Annotated in this window: 16 protein-coding genes; 10 read left to right on the top strand and 6 right to left on the bottom strand. The window is 68.4% G+C overall.

What is annotated here, in order from left to right; genetic code table 11:
• The first annotated feature begins 15 nt into the window (after positions 1–15).
• The 4 genes from ACVK00_RS00250 (at position 16) to ACVK00_RS00235 (ending at position 4,049) form a co-directional block, all read left to right on the top strand.
• Positions 16–1,350: an aspartate aminotransferase family protein gene (locus tag ACVK00_RS00250; protein ID WP_284893902.1), complete on the top strand. Its 1,335-nt coding sequence runs from the start codon at positions 16–18 to the stop codon at positions 1,348–1,350.
• A gap of 25 nt (positions 1,351–1,375) precedes the next feature.
• A complete protein-coding gene (locus ACVK00_RS00245; protein ID WP_175713436.1) occupies positions 1,376–1,930 on the top strand; it encodes a carboxymuconolactone decarboxylase family protein in 555 nt (184 codons plus the stop codon).
• A gap of 208 nt (positions 1,931–2,138) precedes the next feature.
• Positions 2,139–3,038: a lipid A hydroxylase LpxO gene (lpxO, locus tag ACVK00_RS00240; RefSeq protein ID WP_284893903.1), complete on the top strand. Its 900-nt coding sequence runs from the start codon at positions 2,139–2,141 to the stop codon at positions 3,036–3,038.
• A gap of 171 nt (positions 3,039–3,209) precedes the next feature.
• On the top strand, positions 3,210–4,049 hold the full coding sequence (locus ACVK00_RS00235; RefSeq protein WP_284893904.1) for an extensin: 840 nt from the start codon (positions 3,210–3,212) through the stop codon (positions 4,047–4,049).
• A 114-nt stretch (positions 4,050–4,163) separates the two neighbouring features.
• Here ACVK00_RS00235 and ahpF read toward each other — a convergent pair whose 3' ends face one another.
• Positions 4,164–5,762, bottom strand: a complete 1,599-nt coding sequence (ahpF, locus tag ACVK00_RS00230; RefSeq protein WP_284893905.1) for an alkyl hydroperoxide reductase subunit F — start codon at positions 5,760–5,762, stop codon at positions 4,164–4,166.
• A gap of 124 nt (positions 5,763–5,886) precedes the next feature.
• On the bottom strand, positions 5,887–6,450 hold the full coding sequence (gene ahpC / locus ACVK00_RS00225) for an alkyl hydroperoxide reductase subunit C (protein ID WP_011658525.1): 564 nt from the start codon (positions 6,448–6,450) through the stop codon (positions 5,887–5,889).
• Between the two features lie 320 nt (positions 6,451–6,770).
• Between ahpC and ACVK00_RS00220 the strand changes: the two genes are divergently transcribed.
• The 3 genes from ACVK00_RS00220 to cuyB are packed head-to-tail and all read left to right on the top strand — an operon-like array spanning position 6,771 to position 9,763.
• Entirely contained in the window at positions 6,771–7,745 is a 975-nt protein-coding gene (locus tag ACVK00_RS00220) for an ABC transporter substrate-binding protein (RefSeq protein WP_284893906.1), read from the top strand.
• A 1-nt stretch (position 7,746) separates the two neighbouring features.
• Positions 7,747–9,051, top strand: a complete 1,305-nt coding sequence (locus ACVK00_RS00215) for a dicarboxylate/amino acid:cation symporter (RefSeq protein WP_284893907.1) — start codon at positions 7,747–7,749, stop codon at positions 9,049–9,051.
• Positions 9,052–9,061: 10 nt separating this feature from the next.
• Complete coding sequence (cuyB, locus tag ACVK00_RS00210; RefSeq protein WP_284893908.1) at positions 9,062–9,763, top strand: cysteate racemase; 702 nt, start codon at positions 9,062–9,064, stop codon at positions 9,761–9,763.
• A gap of 88 nt (positions 9,764–9,851) precedes the next feature.
• On the opposite strand, the gene ACVK00_RS00205 is transcribed toward cuyB, so the two are convergent.
• Complete coding sequence (locus ACVK00_RS00205; protein ID WP_011658529.1) at positions 9,852–10,745, bottom strand: LysR substrate-binding domain-containing protein; 894 nt, start codon at positions 10,743–10,745, stop codon at positions 9,852–9,854.
• A gap of 177 nt (positions 10,746–10,922) precedes the next feature.
• On the opposite strand from ACVK00_RS00205, the gene ACVK00_RS00200 reads away from it, so the two are divergent.
• Genes ACVK00_RS00200 through ACVK00_RS00190 form a run of 3 tightly spaced genes read left to right on the top strand, consistent with a single transcriptional unit; the run spans position 10,923 to position 13,895 of the window.
• Entirely contained in the window at positions 10,923–12,089 is a 1,167-nt protein-coding gene (locus tag ACVK00_RS00200) for a branched-chain amino acid ABC transporter substrate-binding protein (protein WP_228909638.1), read from the top strand.
• A gap of 17 nt (positions 12,090–12,106) precedes the next feature.
• Positions 12,107–12,646, top strand: coding sequence for an L-2-amino-thiazoline-4-carboxylic acid hydrolase (locus tag ACVK00_RS00195; protein WP_012365809.1), 540 nt, complete (start codon positions 12,107–12,109; stop codon positions 12,644–12,646).
• Entirely contained in the window at positions 12,639–13,895 is a 1,257-nt protein-coding gene (locus ACVK00_RS00190) for a Zn-dependent hydrolase (protein ID WP_354123103.1), read from the top strand. Before ACVK00_RS00195 ends, ACVK00_RS00190 begins: the two co-directional genes overlap by 8 nt.
• Before the next feature lie 10 nt (positions 13,896–13,905).
• Here ACVK00_RS00190 and ACVK00_RS00185 read toward each other — a convergent pair whose 3' ends face one another.
• From ACVK00_RS00185 to glmS, 3 genes are all read right to left on the bottom strand, one after another.
• The gene (locus ACVK00_RS00185) at positions 13,906–14,742 is read right to left on the bottom strand and encodes a c-type cytochrome (RefSeq protein WP_284893910.1); all 837 of its coding nucleotides are present in this window, start codon (positions 14,740–14,742) and stop codon (positions 13,906–13,908) included.
• A gap of 266 nt (positions 14,743–15,008) precedes the next feature.
• Positions 15,009–16,307, bottom strand: coding sequence for a hypothetical protein (locus ACVK00_RS00180; protein WP_284893911.1), 1,299 nt, complete (start codon positions 16,305–16,307; stop codon positions 15,009–15,011).
• Positions 16,304–18,127 carry a glutamine--fructose-6-phosphate transaminase (isomerizing) gene (gene glmS, locus ACVK00_RS00175; RefSeq protein ID WP_284893912.1) on the bottom strand — a complete coding sequence of 608 codons (1,824 nt, stop codon included), beginning with the start codon at positions 18,125–18,127 and terminating at the stop codon, positions 16,304–16,306. The genes ACVK00_RS00180 and glmS overlap by 4 nt, the downstream gene beginning before the upstream one ends.
• Positions 18,128–18,164 lie beyond the last annotated feature (37 nt).

Genomic DNA, 18,164 nt, shown 5'->3' with positions numbered 1-18,164 from the left:
TCCATGAGGCAACGCATGACGACCGTTTTTCATCGCGCTCCACGCGCCACCTTGCCCGTCGCTGTCGCAGGCGACGGCATCGAGATCATCGATTCGACCGGTAAACGCTACATCGACGCGTGCGGCGGCGCGGCCGTTTCGTGTCTCGGCCACAGCAACCAGCGCGTGATCGATGCGATCAAGCGGCAGGTGCAGCAGCTGCCGTACGCGCATACGTCGTTCTTCACGACCGACGTAGCCGAGGAACTGGCCGACCGGCTCGTCGAAGCGGCGCCCGCCGGCCTCGAACACGTGTATTTCGTGTCGGGCGGCTCCGAGGCAATCGAAGCCGCGTTGAAGCTCGCGCGCCAGTATTTCGTCGAGAAGGGCGAGCCGCAGCGCCGTCACTTCATCGCACGCCGCCAGAGCTATCACGGCAACACGCTCGGCGCGCTCGCGATCGGCGGCAACGCATGGCGGCGCGAGCCGTTCCTGCCGCTGCTGATCGAAGCGCACCACGTGAGCCCCTGCTATGCGTATCGCGACCAGCACGCGGGAGAAACCGACGAAGCGTATGCGCAGCGCCTGGCCGACGAGCTCGAGCAGAAGATCGTCGAACTCGGCGCGGAAAACGTCGCGGCGTTCGTCGCGGAGACGGTGGTTGGCGCGACGGCGGGCGCGGTGCCGCCGGTACGTACCTACCTGAAGAAGATTCGCGCGGTGTGCGACAAGTACGGTGTGCTGCTGATCCTCGATGAAATCATGTCGGGGATGGGGCGCACCGGTTATCTGTTCGCATGCGACGAGGACGAAGTCGCGCCCGATCTGCTGACGATCGCGAAAGGGCTCGGCGCGGGTTACCAGCCGATCGGCGCGACGCTGGTGAGCGACCGCATCTACCGGACGATCGTCGACGGCTCGGGCTTCTTCCAGCACGGCCACACGTATCTCGGCCACGCGACCGCCTGCGCGGCCGCGCTCGAGGTGCAGCGCGTGATCGCCGAAGAGAAGCTGCTCGATAACGTGAAGGCGCGCGGCGAGCAACTGCGTGCGTCGCTGCGCGCGCACTACGGTGCGCATCCGCATGTCGGCGACGTGCGCGGCCGCGGGCTGTTCGTCGGCGTCGAGCTCGTCCGCGATCGCGACAGCAAGGCGACGTTCGATCCCGCGTTGAAGCTGCATGCGGCGGTCAAGCGCGAGGCGATGCAGCGCGGCCTGATGGTGTATCCGATGGGCGGCACGATCGACGGCGTGAACGGCGATCACATCCTGGTCGCTCCGCCGTTCGTCTGCACTGCGCAGCAGATCGACACGATCGTCGAACGGCTGTCCGGCGCGATCGACGCGGCGCTCGCGTCGGCCGGCGCGTGAACCACGACCTCACCGAGTCCCGACCATGACAGACAGACTGCCTCCCTTCGATCCCGCATCGGCCACCGACGAACAGAAGGCTGTGCTGGCCGACATCCTCAGCGGCCCGCGCGGCAACCTGAACGGGCCGTTCCTCGGCTGGATCGCGAGCCCCGAGCTCGCCCAGCATGCGCAGCGGCTCGGCGCGTTCTGCCGCTATCGCACGGGCCTGTCGCTGCGCCTCTCGGAGCTCGCGATTCTCGTGACCGCCGCGCGCTGGCGCTCGCAGGCCGAGTGGCACATCCACCATCCGATCGCGCTCGATGCGGGCGTGCCGGCCGCGACAGCCGACGCGATCCGGCGCGGCGTCACGCCGGCGTTCGAATCGGACGACGATGCGCTGATCCATGCATTCGCGACCGAGCTGTACGACACGCAACGCGTGAGCGATGCGACGTTCGCGCGCGCGCAGGCGCGTTTCGGCCACGAGACCGTCGTCAACCTCGTCGCGCTGCTCGGCTATTACGCGCTCGTCGCGATGACGCTCAACACGTTCGGTATGCGCGCAGACGGACAAACTGATTTGCCGTTTCCGGAATAATCGCTGCATGCGCGTGCGTCGGCAGATGCCGCGCGCGCCTTTCGATTGCGCCGAAAAGCCCGTCAGCACGGGCTTTTCGGCGTTTTGGCGTGACGCGATCGACATCCTCGCCGCGTCTTGCCGACGCACATCGCAGCGCCTGCGCGTCAGCGCACGAAATTTTTCCCGTACCTAGAATTTCTGCAAAGAGCTTACGGGGAGATGATCGATGCGGTGGGTCCTGTTGATCGTGTTCATTGCGTGTGTGGTTCATACGCACCGGCGCGGCAAGGTTCGGCACAGGTTGTTCAGGCAACTATCCGATCACTCGACCTTCACCGCGCCGCTGAACTGCTTTTCATACGCGTTCTCTTCGGTGCCGACCACACCGTTTCTCGACCCGCGGCACTTTCCGGAACTCACGGTGCTGCAGCGCGAATGGCGGACCTTTCGCGAGGAAGCACTCGCGTTGCGCGATGCCAGCCGGATCAAGGCGTCGGGCGAGTACAACGACATCGGCTTCAATTCGTTCTTTCGCAACGGCTGGAAGCGCTTCTACCTGAAGTGGTACGACGCGCCGCATCCGTCCGCACAGGCGTTGTGTCCGCGGACGGTCGAGATCCTGTCGCAGATCGCGTCGATCAAGGCCGCGATGTTCGCGCAGCTGCCGCCGGGCGGCAAGCTCGGGCTGCATCGCGATCCGTATGCGGGCTCGCTACGCTACCACCTCGGGCTCGACACGCCGAATGACGACGCGTGCCGGATCGTCGTCGATGGCGAGTCGTATGCATGGCGCGACGGCGAGGCCGTGATGTTCGACGAAACCTATCTGCACTGGGCCGAGAATCGCACCGCGCACGATCGCGTGATCCTGTTCTGCGACATCGACCGGCCGATGAAATATCGCTGGGCGCAGCGCGTCAACGATGCGTTCGGGCAACTGCTGATGCGCGCGGCCGCGTCGCCGAACGAAACGGGCGACCGCACCGGCGGCCTCAATCATGCATTCAAGTACCTGTATGCGATTCGTCGCGCCGGCAAGCGGCTGAAGGCGTGGAATCGCACCGTGTACTACGTCGTCAAGTGGGCGCTGTTCGGCGGGATCGCGGTCGCGATCTTCTGCCTCTGATGGGGCGCGAGCGGGCGGGTGTCGAACCGTCTGACGATAGGGCGGCGCAGCGTCGGTCGGGCCCCGCCGGCGTTGCGCCGGCATCAATGCAACCAAATGTATTCGTGCGAGATTTGGCGCAAACCCGCGCGTATGATGGCTCGTTCACGTCGATAAGATCGGTGAGCAAGCATGAGAAGGACCCAAAAGACTTTGATGATTGTCGGCGGACTGCTGGTTGCCGCGGCAGGCAGCGGCTACGTGATGCTCCTGCGCGACGACCACCGCGCGATCGCGGAGGCCGGCATCGGCGATTCCGCAGCACCTGCCGCCGCCGTGACCGCGGCGAACGACGAACATACCGCACAAGGCACGATCGCGCCGCCGGCGGCGGTCGCGATCCCGTCCACGCACGTCGACGAGGCCGTGCCGCAACGAGCGGCCGTGCCGCCGCCGGCCGCGGCTCCCGCGCATGCGAACGCGGCGCCGCCATCTGCCCCCGTCGCGCCGGTGATTGCCGCGCAGGCACCCCCCGCGAAACCGAGTGCGCCGCCGCCGACCGTTCACGTCGTGACGGTCGAGCCGGAGGATTCGACCCCGGCGAAGGCGAAGCCCGCGCCAGCGATTCAAGCGCCGGTACAAGCGGCACGACCGGCGCAGCCCGCGCAAGCGGCGCAACCCGTGCAATCGACACCGCCGGTCCAGGCGGTGCAGGCGAGCCGCCCGAGTCAGCCGGCCTATCAGCCGGCGCAACGCGCGGAGCGCAAGCGCGACGGGCTCGAACGGCACGCGGCAGCACCGTCCGTCACGAAATCCGAAACGCCTGAAACCGCTGCGCTCGTGCATGAATCGGCGAAGCTCGATCCGTCGTTGCCGCCGCCACAATATGTGGCGACCCCGAGCGCCGATCGAGCGCATCCGTCGGCGGGTGGGAATGCGGTTGCCGCCGCGATGACCGAGCAGCTGGTCAGGCAGTCGAGCAGCTTCAAGGCGCCCGCATCGGCCAGTGCCGGTCCCGCCGCGGCCCAGTGAGAACGGTGCCGGCGCGCTCGCACCGCGCCGCACGACGCCGGATGAAAAAGGACCCCGCACGCCGACCAGGGCATGCGGGGCCAAGAGAGACGAATCCGAGCGGTGCGTCGCGCGTTACGCGGCGATCGCTTCTTCGGCCTGGGGCGCGTCGGCCGTAGCCGGCGTCACGTCCTGCCGGATCAGGTGGTCGAACGCGCCGAGCGATGCCTTCGCGCCTTCACCGACTGCGATCACGATCTGCTTGAACGGCACCGTCGTCACGTCGCCGGCCGCGAACACGCCGGGCACCGACGTCGCGCCGCGTGCATCGACGACGATCTCGCCGTGCTTCGACAGCTCGATCGTGCCCTTCAGCCATTCGGTGTTCGGCACGAGGCCGATTTGCACGAACACGCCTTCGAGATCGACGCGCTTCGCTTCACCCGAACGCAAATCCTTGTAGACGAGCCCGTTCAGCTTGCTGCCGTCGCCGGTCAGCTCGGTCGTCTGCGCCTGCGTGACGATCGTCACGTTCGGCAGGCTGCGCAGCTTGCGCTGCAGCACCTCGTCCGCGCGCAGTTGCGCGCCGTATTCGATCAGCGTGACTTCCTTCACGATGCCGGCCAGGTCGATCGCGGCCTCGACGCCCGAGTTGCCGCCCCCGACCACCGCGACGCGCTTGCCCTTGAACAGCGGGCCGTCGCAGTGCGGGCAGTACGCGACACCGCGGTTGCGGTATTCGCGCTCGCCCGGCACGTTGATTTCGCGCCAGCGCGCGCCGGTTGCCAGGATGATCGTCTTCGCCTTCAGCACCGCGCCGTTCGCAAGGCGGATCTGGTGCACGTCGCCCGGAATCAGCGCGTCGGCGCGCTGCACGTCCATGATGTCGACGTCGTACTGCTTCACGTGCTGCTCGAGCGCGGTGGCGAACTTCGGCCCTTCGGTTTCCTGCACCGACACGAAGTTCTCGATCGCCATCGTGTCGAGCACCTGGCCGCCAAAACGCTCGGCGACGACGCCCGTCGCGATGCCCTTGCGCGCCGAGTAGATCGCGGCAGCCGCACCGGCCGGGCCGCCGCCCACGATCAGCGTGTCGAACACCGGCTTGTTCTCGAGCGACTTCGCGGCGCGGGCGCCGGCGCCCGTGTCGAGCTTCGCGAGGATTTCCTTCACGCTGCTGCGGCCCTGGCCGAACGATTCGCCGTTCAGGAACATCGTCGGCACGGCCATGATCTGGCGCGCTTCGACTTCGTTCTGGAACAGCGCGCCGTCGATCGCGACGTGGCGAATGCGCGGGTTGATCAACGACATCACGTTCAGCGCCTGCACGACTTCCGGGCAGTTCTGGCACGACAGCGAGAAATACGTTTCGAACGCGTAGTCGCCGTCGAGCGCGCGGATCTGTTCGATCACGTCGTCGTCGAGCTTGATCGGATGGCCGCCCGTCTGCAGCAGCGCGAGCACGAGCGACGTGAATTCATGGCCCATCGGGATGCCGGCGAAGCGGATGCCCGCCGGCTTGCCAGGTTCGCCGATCGAGAACGACGGCTTGCGCTCGGCGTCGTCGCGGCGTTCGGTCACGGTCACGCGCGACGTCAGCGAACCAATCTCGTTGAGCAGCGCAAGCAGTTCCTGCGACTTCGCGCTGTCGTCGAGCGACGCGACGAGTTCGATCGGGCGCGTGATCTTTTCGAGGTACGCTTTCAGTTGATTCTTGAGATTGGCGTCGAGCATGGCGTTTCGGATTCCGTATTGATAATTCTGGTCGGGCACGTCGTGCCGGAGGAGGGCACGGGCCGCACGAGGCGGCCCGTAGCGCGTCGCTCGCACGCCTCGGGCGAGGCGCGCGCGGCGAGCGTCAGATCTTGCCGATCAGGTCGAGCGACGGGGTCAGCGTTTCCGCACCCGGCGTCCACTTGGCCGGGCACACTTCACCCGGGTGCGCCGCGATGTATTGCGCAGCCTGCACCTTGCGCAGCAGTTCGCCTGCGTCGCGGCCGATGCCGTTGTCGTGGATTTCGCACAGCTTGATCTCGCCTTCCGGGTTGATCACGAACGTGCCGCGCAGCGCCATCCCTTCTTCCTCGATCAGCACGTCGAAGTTGCGCGACAGCGTGAGCGTCGGGTCGCCGATCATCGGGTACTTGATCTTGCCGATCGTGTCCGACGTGTCGTGCCATGCCTTGTGCGTGAAGTGCGTATCGGTCGACACGCCGTAGATTTCGACACCCAGCTTCTGGAATTCCGCGTAGCGGTCGGCGAGGTCGCCCAGTTCGGTCGGGCAGACGAACGTGAAGTCGGCCGGGTAGAACACGACGACGGACCACTTGCCCTTGAAGTTCTCTTCGGTCACGGGCACGAATTCGCCGTTGTGGTATGCGGTTGCCTTGAACGGCTTGATTTGGGTGTTGATGATCGGCATCTTGCGAGTTCCTTTGGAGTGGTGTTGATGAAGTGTTCCCAGTATCCGGGTTGACCCCGAGTTTGTGAAATTGCTTGTTTCAATCCACGGCATCGGGAATTCCTATCTGCTTCCGGCCCCCGTTGCGGCGGGCCGTCCGGACGGCCCGTGACATCCGGGCCGGGCCTTCCGGCGGATTTCGGCCGGGCGGCGCTTCTGACACATTGGGCGGGCGGGAGCGTGCGGCGCCGAACCACGGCCACGCGCTTCGCGCCAGGGCCCGGCAACCGTTCGACACGAACGGCTGCGCGGTCGTTCGACACTCTTCGTCCTCCTGCGCCATGAACCTCTTTCCCGGACGCGCCGCGCGCGCGCTGCTTGCGTGGTGCCGCGACATCTTCCTCGTGCGCCGATGCCTGCGTCGGCACTTGCGCGGTGCGGCCTGCGCATTCATCGCCGTGTCGTGCGCCGCATCGGCGCTGGCCCTCGACGCATCCGCGCCGGCCGCGCCGGCCGCGCCGGCCCCGACGGCCACGCCCGCCACCACGGCCACCGGCCTCGTGCCGATGCCCGACGGCCGGCTGCTTGCGCCCGAGTTCGCCCGCATCGTCACGCGTGGCACGCTTGTCGTCGCGGTGCTCGGCGTCGATCAGCCGCCGTTCTTCGGGTCGCGCAACGGCGCGTTGGCGGGCGTCGACATCGACCTCGCCGACGAGCTCGCGAAAAAGCTCGGCGTGTCCGTGCAGTTCGACCGCGAGGCGCGCACCTTCGACGACGTCGTTCATCTGCTCGCGATCGGGCAGGCCGACGTCGCGATCAGCAAGCTGTCGCGCACGTTGCCGCGGGCGCAGGTGGTCCGCTTCAGCACGCCATACATCAGCCTGCGGCGCGCGCTGCTGATCAACCGCGTCAGCTTCGCGGAACTCGCGAAGGGGCGGCCGCTGCCGGAAGTCGTGCGCGACTATCGCGGCACGATCGGCGTCGTCGCGCGCTCGGCCTACGCCGAATACGTGCGCAACGACTTCCCGGCCGCGCAGGTGCGCACCTATCCGAGCTGGCCGGCGACGCTCGACGCGCTGAACGCGGGGGCGGTAACGGCCGTGTATCGCGACGAGCTCGCGATCAAGCTCGTGATGCAGGACGACCCGAGCGCGCCGATCCGGCTGCGCGTCGCGACCTTCGACGACCTGACCGACGCGCTCGCCGTCGGCGTGCCGGTGTCCGCGCCGACGCTGCTCGCGTTCGTCAACCAGTTCCTGGTCGAGCGCAACAAGCGGCTCGACGTGAAATCCCTGCTCGATGCGATGGGCCACTGAAATGAACATGAACGAGACCCGCAGGATCAAGCCACGCATCGAGCGGCTGCATGCGTTCGCGATCCATCCGTTGACGGTATTCGGCAGCCTCGCGCTCGGGATCGTGGCGGGGATGCTGTGGCCGGCCGCCGCGCCGCAGTTCGACTACGTGGGCGAGGTGTACGTCGGCCTGCTCAAGATGACGGCGCTGCCGTTCATGACGGCCGCCGTGATCTTCAGCCTGCAGCGGTTGCTGCGCGAGGGCAGCGCATCGGATCTCGTGATGCGCGTGATCGCGATGTTCGGCTGCGTGTCGGTGTTCGTCGTGGTGGTCGGCGCGGTCGTGCTGGTCGCGATGCGCCCGGGCGAGCATCTGTCGAATGCGACGCTGAAGGCGTTCGGCGCGCTGGTCGGCAGCGACGGCGCGGCGAGCGACACCGTGATGACGCTGTACGGCACCGATCCCGCGGAGAAGTCGTCGGGTCTCGCCGACATGCTGATCGCGCTGGTGCCGGGCAACTTCTTCGCGGCGCTCGCGAGCGGCGACACGCTGAAGGCGCTGGTGTTCTCGCTGTTCTTCGGCTTCGCGTCGGGACGCGTGCCGGCGAGCATCTCGGCGGCGCTGAGCCAGACGCTGGAGACCGTGTATTTCACGTGCCAGAGGATCATGCACTGGCTCGCGTATCCGACGCCGATCGTGCTGTTCTGCGGCGGCGCCGCGCAGATCGGCACGTCCGGGTTCGGGCCGCTCGAGGCGATGTTCCGCTTCGTCATGGCGTTCGTGGTCGTCTCCCTCGTGCTGATGGCGGCGGCGATCGCCGTGATCTGGAAGCGCTCGGGCGCGACGCTGGCCGAGACGCTGGCCGGCTTGCGCACGCCGTTCGCGATGGCGCTCGCCACGCGCAGCAGCGTGGCCTGCATGCCGAGCATGATCGAGTGCCTGGCCGACGGCTTCGGCTTTGCCCGCGCGCGCGTCGAACTGGTCGTGCCGCTCGCCGTGTCACTGCTGCGCGTCGGGCCGATGGTCTATTACGCGAGCGCGACGCTGTTCGTCGCGCAACTCTACGAACGCTCGCTCGGCCCCGGCGAGCTGTGCGTCGTGCTGGTCGCGTCGGTGCTGGCCGGATTCGCGTCGACGGGCACGTCGGGGGTCGTGACGGTGTCGCTCGCCGGCATGGTCTGCGCGGCGCTGCACCTGCCGTTCGAGGCCGCGTTCGTGCTGTTCGTGGCGGTCGATCCGTTCTGCGAGATATTGCGCACGCTGTTGCTGGTGATCGGCAACTCGGCCGTCGTATCCGCGATCTGCGCGCGGCCGCCGCGCGCGTGAAGGAGACATCATGGCGCTTGTCGGGGTATTGGGCGGAATGGGGCCGCTGGCCACGGTCGACTTCATGCATCGCGTGATTCGCTTGACGCGCGCGCGCTGCGACCAGGAGCATCTGCCGATGATCGTCGCGAACCTGACGCAGACGCCCGATCGCTCGCGCGCGATCATCGACGGCGGGACCGATCCGCTGCCGGCGCTGCTCGACGGCGTCGCGCTGCTGAACCGCTGCGGTGTCGACGTGATCGCGATCCCGTGCAATTCGGCGCATCACTGGTATGCGCCGCTGCGCGAGCGCAGCGCGGCGCCGGTCCTGCATATCGTCGATGCCTCGGTGGCCGCGGTGCCGGCCGGCGTGCGGCGCGTCGCGGTGCTCGCCACGGGCGGCACGCTGGTATCGGGCTTCTACCAGGCGGCGCTGCGTGCGCGCGGCTTCGAGCCGGTGATGCCGGCCGTGGCCGCGCAGCGCGATATCGCCGCGTGCATCGCGGCCGTCAAGGCGGGGAAGCTCGATGCGTCGGTGCGATGCCTGTCGCGCGCGCTCGCGACGCTGGCGCGGCGGGACGTGGGCGTCGCGGTGATGGGCTGCACGGAAATTCCGATCGCCGCGCGTGCGTTGCGCGATGCGCCGTTCGTGTTGATCGACAGCACGCAGGAGCTGGCGCGGGCGACGGTCACTTATGCGGCGGAGCGCGGCTGGGGGCGGGCAGTGTGACGCGCGGCTCTCCGGCATGCTTGACGGACGCCGCTCGCGCGGGCCACGCGTGCGGCGATGCTCGGCCGGCCGGCGGCGAGCCAGCCGCTCAGGCGGCGATCTTCCTCAGCCAGTCGGCAAGCCGTCTCGCGCCGTCCGGCATGTCCGCATCCTCGCGCGTGCACAGGTAGTAGTCGCGCCCGTCGTCGAGCGCGTGGTCGAACAGCTGCACGAGTTCGCCGCTCGCCAGTTCGCGCTCGACCAGCGGCGCGCGCAGCAGCGCCGCGCCGAGATCCGCGCGCGCCGCGCTCAGCGTCAGTTGGCCGTCCTCGAACATCGGCCCGACCGCATGCGACACGTGCCGCACGCCGGCACCCTGCAGCCAGTTGACCCAGGTGCTGCGATCCTCGTCGTGCACGAGCGGCGCCCGCGCGAGATCGGCCGGCGTGCGGAACGGCCCGTGGCGCTTCAGGAACGACGGGCTGCACATCGGCACCATCGCGCCCGGCAGCAGCCGCTCGCAGCGGTAGCCGGGCCAGTCGCCGGTGCCGAAGCGGATCGACAGGTCCGACGCGTCGCTTCGATAGTTGCGGTGATGGGCGTACAGCACGGTCACGTCGACGTCGGTGTTGTCGGCGAGGAACGCGTGCAGCCGCGGAATGAACCAGCCGATGCCGAGCAGCGGAATCAGGCTGATCGTGATCTGCCGCAGCGACGAGCGGTCGCGCACGAAGCGCGTCGCGCTGCGTAGTACCGAGAACGCGGCGCTGATCGAGCGGTAATAGTCGCGCCCTTCATCAGTGAGCGCGAGCAGCCTGCCTTCGCGCACGGTCAGCGGCGTCTGGATGAACGCTTCGAGCAGTTGCAGCTGGTGGCTGACCGCGGACGGCGTGATGTCGAGCTCGTGCGCGGCCGCGGTGACCGACCCGAGACGCGCGAATGCCTCGAACGCGCGGACGGCGCGCAGCGGCGGATCGTGCGGCAATTGTTCGATATTTTTCATGTATCGAATTTTATCGAAAAATCAGGGTAAGCGACAATCTGAAAATACGCTGTATTTACAGGTGTTTACGCTATTGTGTCGGGAATGGCATAAGCATCCAACAATTGAGTATTTGGGGTGCGGGTGTCGAATCTTTAATATTTTTCATGTTTTGAGCCGAATCACTGATCCCCGCACATGAAAATCGCCTTTCTTCCCGCCCGTCTCGCCTTCTCCGCGGCCGCGCTGATCGCGGCCGTTCCCGCCTTCGCGCAATCCGCGCCGCAGACCATCCTGATTGGTCTCGCCGCGCCGCTCACCGGCCCGTCCGCGCGAATCGGCAAGGACCTCCAGAACGGCGCGCAACTCGCGATCGACGACGCGAACGCGAAGCATCCGAGCATCGGCGGCAAGCCGGTCGTCTACAAGCTCGTCGCGGCCGACGACCAATCCGACCCGCGCACGGCCGTCGCGGTCGCGCAGCAGCTGGTCGACCAGCACGTGATCGGCGTCGTCGGTCACTGGAACACGGGCTGCAGCGTGCCGGCGTCGCGCGTCTATCGCGATGCGGGCATTGCGCAGATCGCGCCGGCATCCACCGGCCACCAGTACACGCAGCAGGGCTACGCAACCGCCTTCCGCATCATGGGTCACGACGATGCGGGCGGCAACTTCACCGGCGCCTATGCGGTGAAGACACTGAAGGCGAAGCGCATCGCGGTGATCGACGATCGCACGTCGTTCGGCGCGGGGCTCGCCGACCAGTTCATCAAGGGCGTGCAGGCGAACGGCGGCACGATCGTCGATCGCCAGTACGTGAACGACAAGACGACCGACTTCAGCGGCGTGCTGACCGCGATCAAGGGCAAGCGCGCGGATCTCGTGTTCTTCGGCGGGCTCGACGCGCAGGCCGCGCCGATCGCGCGCCGCATGCGCCAACTCGGCGTGAACGCGCCGCTGCTCGGCGCCGGCGGTTTCGTGAGCCAGACCTTCCTGTCGCTCGCGGGCAAGGACGGCGAAGGCGTGACGGCGCTGGAGCCGGGCCTGCCGCTCGACCGGATGCCGGGCGGCAAGGCGTTCGACGCGCAATATCGCGCACGCTGGCATGCACCGATCGAGCTGCACGCGCCGTTCGCGTACGACGCGGCCGCCACGCTGATCGCGGCCGTCCAGAAGGCCGGCACGACGCAGCCTGCGAAGGTGGTCGCGGCCGTGCGCGCGATCGACCGGTCCGGCGTGACCGGCCAGGTCGCGTTCGATCAGCAAGGCAACCTGAAGGACCCGGCGTTCACGATCTACCAGGTACGCGGCGGCAAGTGGACCGTCGTCGACGTGCTCGGCGGCGCGCGCCCCGCAACGAAATAACGACGGAGACGTTTCCCATGACAGACACGACCCATGCAGCCGCGGCGGCACCCGAGGACACGCGCCTCGGCATCCTCGCGCGGCGCCGCATCGAAGCGGAAATCATCAAGCCGATCTACGAGATCATGAAACGCGAATTCGGCACCGAGCGCGCGCAGGCCGTGATCGCGGAAGCCGTGCGCGGCGCGGCCGTCGACGCGGGCCGCACGTTCGCCGCGCAGGAGCCCGACGGCACGAGCGTGCAGTCGTTCATCGCGCTGCAGGTGCTGTGGGAGAAGGACGACGCGCTCGACGTCGAGGTGCGCCGCGCGGACGACGCGCACTACGACTACGACGTGCATCGCTGCAGCTATGCGGAGATGTATCACGCGATGGGGCTCGGCGAGATCGGCCACCTGCTGAGCTGCGCGCGCGACAGCTACTTCATCGAGGGTTACGACCCGCGCATCGCGCTCACGCGCACGAGCACGATCATGCAGGGCGGCAAGCGCTGCGATTTCCGCTATGCGCTGCAGGCCGCGCCGCGCGACGACGCAGCGGAGGCCGGCAATGCATGACGACCTCGCACGCGCACCGCGTGTCGATGGCGCGCGGCTGTGGGCATCGCTCGAACGGATGGCACAGATCGGCGCGACGCCGAAGGGCGGTGTCTGCCGTCTCGCGCTGACCGATCTCGACCGCGAGTCGCGCGACCTGTTCGTGCAGTGGGCATGCGACGCCGGCTGCACGGTGCGGGTGGATCGGATGGGCAACGTGTTCGCGCGCCGCGCGGGCCGCAATCCCGACGCCGCGCCGGTGATGACGGGCTCGCACGCCGATTCGCAGCCGACCGGCGGCCGCTACGACGGCATCTACGGCGTGCTCGGCGGCCTCGAGGTCGTGCGCGCGCTGAATGATGCGGACATCGAGACGGAGCGCCCGATCGACGTCGTGATCTGGACCAACGAGGAAGGCTCGCGCTTCGCGCCGGCGATGATCTCGGCCGGCGTGTTCTCGGGCGTCTATCCGCTCGAATACGGGCTGTCGCGCGCGGACGGCGCCGGCAAGACGATCGGTGAGGAACTCGCGCGGATCGGCTATGCGGGCGCCGAGCCCGTCGGCGGCTATCCGGTGCATGCCGCCTACGAACTGCATATCGAGCAGGGCGCGATTCTCGAGCGCGCGGGCAAGACGATCGGCGTCGTGACGGCCGGGCAGGGGCAGCGCTGGTACGAGGTGACGCTGACGGGCGTCGACGCGCACGCGGGCACGACGCCGATGGAATTCCGGCGCGACACGCTGGTGGGCGCCGCGCGGATGATCGAATTCGTCGATGCGCTCGGCCGGCGCCATGCGCCGCACGCGCGCGCGACGGTCGGGATGATCGAGGCGCGGCCGAATTCGCGCAACACGGTGCCGGGCAATTGCTTCTTCACGGTCGAGTTCCGCCATCCCGACGATGCGGTGCTCGACGAACTCGATGCGGCGCTGCGTGCGGAACTGGCGCGCGTGGCGGCCGACGCCGGGCTCGGCGCGCGGATCGAGCAGATCTTCACGTATCCGCCGGTGCCGTTCGCGCCGCGCTGCATCGACGCGGTGCGCGACGCGGCGCAGGCGCTCGGGCTGTCGCACATGGACATCGTGTCCGGCGCGGGCCACGACGCGTGCTATGTCGCGCGCGTCGCGCCGACCGGCATGATCTTCGTGCCGTGCGTCGACGGGCTGAGCCACAACGAGGCCGAGGCGATCACGCCGGAATGGTCGACGGCGGGGGCGGACGTGCTGCTGCGCGCGGTGCTGCAGAGCGCGCAGGAAGCGGGCGCTTGACCGGCGCGGCTTACTTGCCGGCCTTGCGCCGCGCCATGTACGCGAGGTAGGCGACGATCTGGTCGAGTTCCCGGTCGCTCAGTTGCTCGGGCGGGAACGCCGGCATCACGCGGCCTGGCCAGTCGCGCACCGATGCCGGATTGCGGATGTAGCGGCGCAGCGCGGCCGGCTGGAAGTAATCGACCGGATTCATCGGTGCGTTCAGGTCGGGGCCGGCGTGGCTGCTGCCCGCGCCGTCGAGCCGGTGGCACGCGAGGCATTGCGTGCCGAACAGCCGCTGGCCCGCGCGGGCCGGATCGTTCGCCGGCAGCGCGGGAGCGACGGCGAGCGACGGCCAGCGCGCGAGCGGCGACGATTCGACCGTGATGCGCACGATCTGATACGGCCACTGCTCGCCGCGGACCGACGACGCGTCCGGCCCGAGCCACACGAGATAGAACGGCCCCGCGCTGACCTGCTTGTCCGGCAGCGTCGGCCACGGGTGCGCGGGATCCTCGATCGCGAGCCACGCGACGGCGCCGGCCGGCGCACGGCGGCGCGCGAGATCCAGCGGCAATTGCGCGGCGAAACCGTCGGCCGCGCGCGTTTCGAGCACGCCGTCGGCGGCTGGCGGCGTGTCGCCGAGCAGCGCGGCGAACGGCACCGCGCGGAACGTCATCGGCCGGCCGTACGCAATGTCGCGCGGCACGTGGATGTCCGTCGCGTCGGTGCGCGCGAGCAGCGCCTGGCGCGTCAGGACGCGCGGCGTGCCGTCGGTGTCGAGTTCGAGCGAGCCCTGGGCGGACGCGCGCGTGGCGATCAGGCACATCATCAGCAGCAACAGCGAAAACCACCGGCGCTTCAGCATTCGTACTCCGTGGAGGGGCGTTGCGGCGGCGGCAGAAGGGGCGAGTGCCGCGGCCGATGGAAGGAATCGGGCGACAGTCTAGCGGTTAAGGGCGGCGCTGGCGACTGCGGCGGCGGGAGCACGGGGCCGGGATCGAACCGGCGACGGTAGCTTGTCCGGCTACCCGGCCGCCGGATGCGTGCGCAGGAATCGCACCGCGCGATTCGGGCAGCGGTGCAAAGGGATGGGTGATTCGCGTGGGTCCGGATGATCGATGCGCGTCGTCGTCAATGCGTCGGACACTGCGTGTCGGCCTTCGGCAACGGCGTGTCCCGCGCCGTGTCGAAATCGGCTTCGCGCGTGCCGGACGGTGTCAGCGACACGAAATGCATCGCCCCGCCGCGTGCCGGGAACCCGGCGATGCCGGTCGAGCCCCACGGAATCGGCGAACGCTGTACGCCGCTCACCGATATGCCCGTTGCCGAAAGCGCCAGCGTCAGCAGCCGCCCGTCGCGGGTCGGCACGTACGCATGCGTGCCGTCGACGCCGATCCCGGCCTCCCGCACCGACGCCGGCAGGCAGTCGAGCGTGGCGACGCGACGGCCGTCCGGGTCGATCAGCATCGCGACGCCGCGATTGTCCGCGGTCGTCGTGACGACGACGAAGCGGTCGACCGCCGGCGCGTAGGCCGACGAATACACGTAGTACTGGATCGCGTCGTTCAGCACCCCGAGCTTGTCGAGCTTGGCCGTGACCGGATCGAAGATCGCATATTCGAGCGTCGCGTCCGTGCTGCCTTCGATGTATTTCTGCCAGACCAGCAGCGCGCGGCGCGGCGAGCCCGCGACCATGGGCCACCACTCGCGGCGGTGCGGCGCGACCGACACATGGTTCAGCACGCGTCCTTCGGCATCGTAGGTTTTCACGTAGACGCCGTTGCCGGTGCCGAGATTGTCGACGCCGCCGCCGTCGATCCAGTCGGCGGAATAGAACACGACGAAGCGCTCGCCCACCGCGGCGACGTGCCCCGAGTGGCCGCCCGCTTCGACGTCGTTCGGGTAGGGCTTGATCGGCTTCAGGTCGCGCCGGTAGATGCCGTATCGCTGGCTGACCGTCTCCGGCGTGTCCCAGCCGTCCTCGAACGTGACGAAGATGTCGCCGCGCGGGTTCTGCGCGATCGATACCGGTTCCTGCGCCTCCGGGCGGCTGATGAACGTATGGACGCGCAGCAGGCCCGGCTTGCCCGGCAGCCATTCGCCGACATACACGTCATGCGGCCAGTTGCCGTTGCGCAGCGCGCCGCGCGGCGCGATGCCCGAGCTGCTGAAGAACACCCAGCGCCGGCCGTCGCCGGCGTCGGCCACGCCGATCCCGTGCATGAAGCGCCGCGCGTCGCCGCGTTCCTGCGGCGCTGAAGCTTCCTGCACGGTGACCGTATGCACGACCGGCGCGCCGGCGCACGTGTACGACGGCGCGGCGGCAACGCATGCGCCGCACAGAGCGGCCGCGACGCGCCATGCGGCGGCACGCCGGGCCGCGCGTGCGCGCAGGGGGAACGCGTGCGCCACGTCCGGCCGCTCCCTCATTCGACGGTGACCGATTTCGCGAGGTTGCGCGGCTTGTCGACGTCGGCGCCGCGCGCGCAGCCGACGTGATACGCGAGCAGTTGCAACGGAATCACGTTGACGATCGGCGACAGCGCATCGCCCGATTCGCGCACGCGGATCAGGTGCGTGTCGCGGTCGGCGTCGATCTCGAGCTGATGACCCGCGAGCACGTACAGCCGTCCACCGCGGGCGCGCACTTCGGCCATGTTGGACTTCAGCTTCTGGAACAGGCGGTCGTCCGGCGCGATCGTGACGACCGGCATCGCGCTCGTGACGAGCGCGAGCGGGCCATGCTTCAGTTCGCCGGCCGGATAGCCTTCCGCATGGATGTACGACACTTCCTTGAGCTTGAGCGCGCCTTCCAGTGCGATCGGATAGTGAATGCCGCGCCCGAGGAACAGCGCGTTCTCGGTGCGCGCGAACTTCGCGGCCCAGCCCATGATCTGCGTTTCCAGCGCGAGTGCGTGGGCGATGCGCTCCGGCAGTGCGTGCAGCTTCTTCAGGTGCATCGCGACCTGCGCGGCGTCGAGCCGGCCGCGCTGCTGCGCGAGCGTCAGCGTCAGCAGGAACAGCGCGACGAGCTGCGTCGTGAACGCCTTGGTCGACGCGACGCCGAGCTCGATGCCGGCACGCGTCAGGAAGCAGAGCGGCGCGCTGCGCGCGATCGAGCTGGTCGCCACATTGCAGATCGCCATCGACATGTCCTGGCCCATCCCGCGCGCGCGCTCGAGCGCGCCGATCGTGTCGGCGGTCTCGCCGGACTGCGAGATGCCGACGACCAGCGTGCGCGGATCGGGCACGGTATCGCGATAGCGGTATTCGCTCGCGATCTCGACCTGCGCCGGGATGCCCGCGATGCCCTCGAGCCAGTATTTCGCCGTCAGGCCCGCGTAGTAGCTGGTGCCGCAGCCGAGCAGCAGCACGCTGCGGGTCTTCGACAACAACGCTCGCGCGGTTTCGTCGCCGCCGAACAGCGCGGGCGAGATCGCGTCGATGCCGTCGATCGTGCTGGCGATCGCCTTCGGCTGCTCGAAGATTTCCTTCTGCATGAAGTGCTGGTAGGGCCCAAGCGCGGCGTCGTCGTCGCGCGCCTTGACCTCGCACAACGGACGCTTGGCTTCGCACCCGACCGAATCGACGACGTCGATGCGATCCGGCGTGATCAGCGCGACGTCGCCGTCTTCCAGGTAGACGAAGCGGTCGGTCAGGTCGCCGAGTGCCGCGCAGTCGGACGCCAGATAGTTCTGGTCCGCGCCGATGCCGATCACGAGCGGCGAGCCGGCGCGCGCGGCGACGAGCCGCTGCGGTTCGAGCGCGCTGAGCACGGCGATCGCATACGCGCCGTGCAGCCGCTTGACCGCGCGGATGACGGCATCGAACAGGTCGTCGCGATAGACGCTGTGGATCAGGTGCGCGATCACCTCGGTGTCGGTTTCTCCGCGAAACGTATAGCCGCGCTGCCGCAGTTCGGCGCGCAGCGCGTCATGGTTTTCGATGATCCCGTTGTGCACGACCGCGATCGTGTCGCCCGACATGATCGGGTGCGCGTTGACTTCCGACGGCGCGCCGTGTGTCGCCCAGCGCGTGTGCGCGATGCAGGTCTGCGCTTCGAGACCGAGCGTCAGCACGCGGTGCTGCAGGTCCGCCACGCGCCGCAGCGTGCGTTCGCTGCGCAGGTGGCCGTCACGCAGCACGGCGATGCCGCATGAATCGTAGCCGCGATACTCGAGCCGGCTCAGTGCATTGACCAGTTGCGGCACTTGATTCTTCAGACCGCTTGCTCCGACGATTCCGCACATGATTCACCTCGTCTACAGGGGAGTTGCCGGCTGGCGC

Source organism: Burkholderia sp. PvR073 (assembly GCF_054055695.1).
Note: the sequence above shows the minus strand (reverse complement) of the source record. Positions and strands in the feature narration are given on the sequence as shown.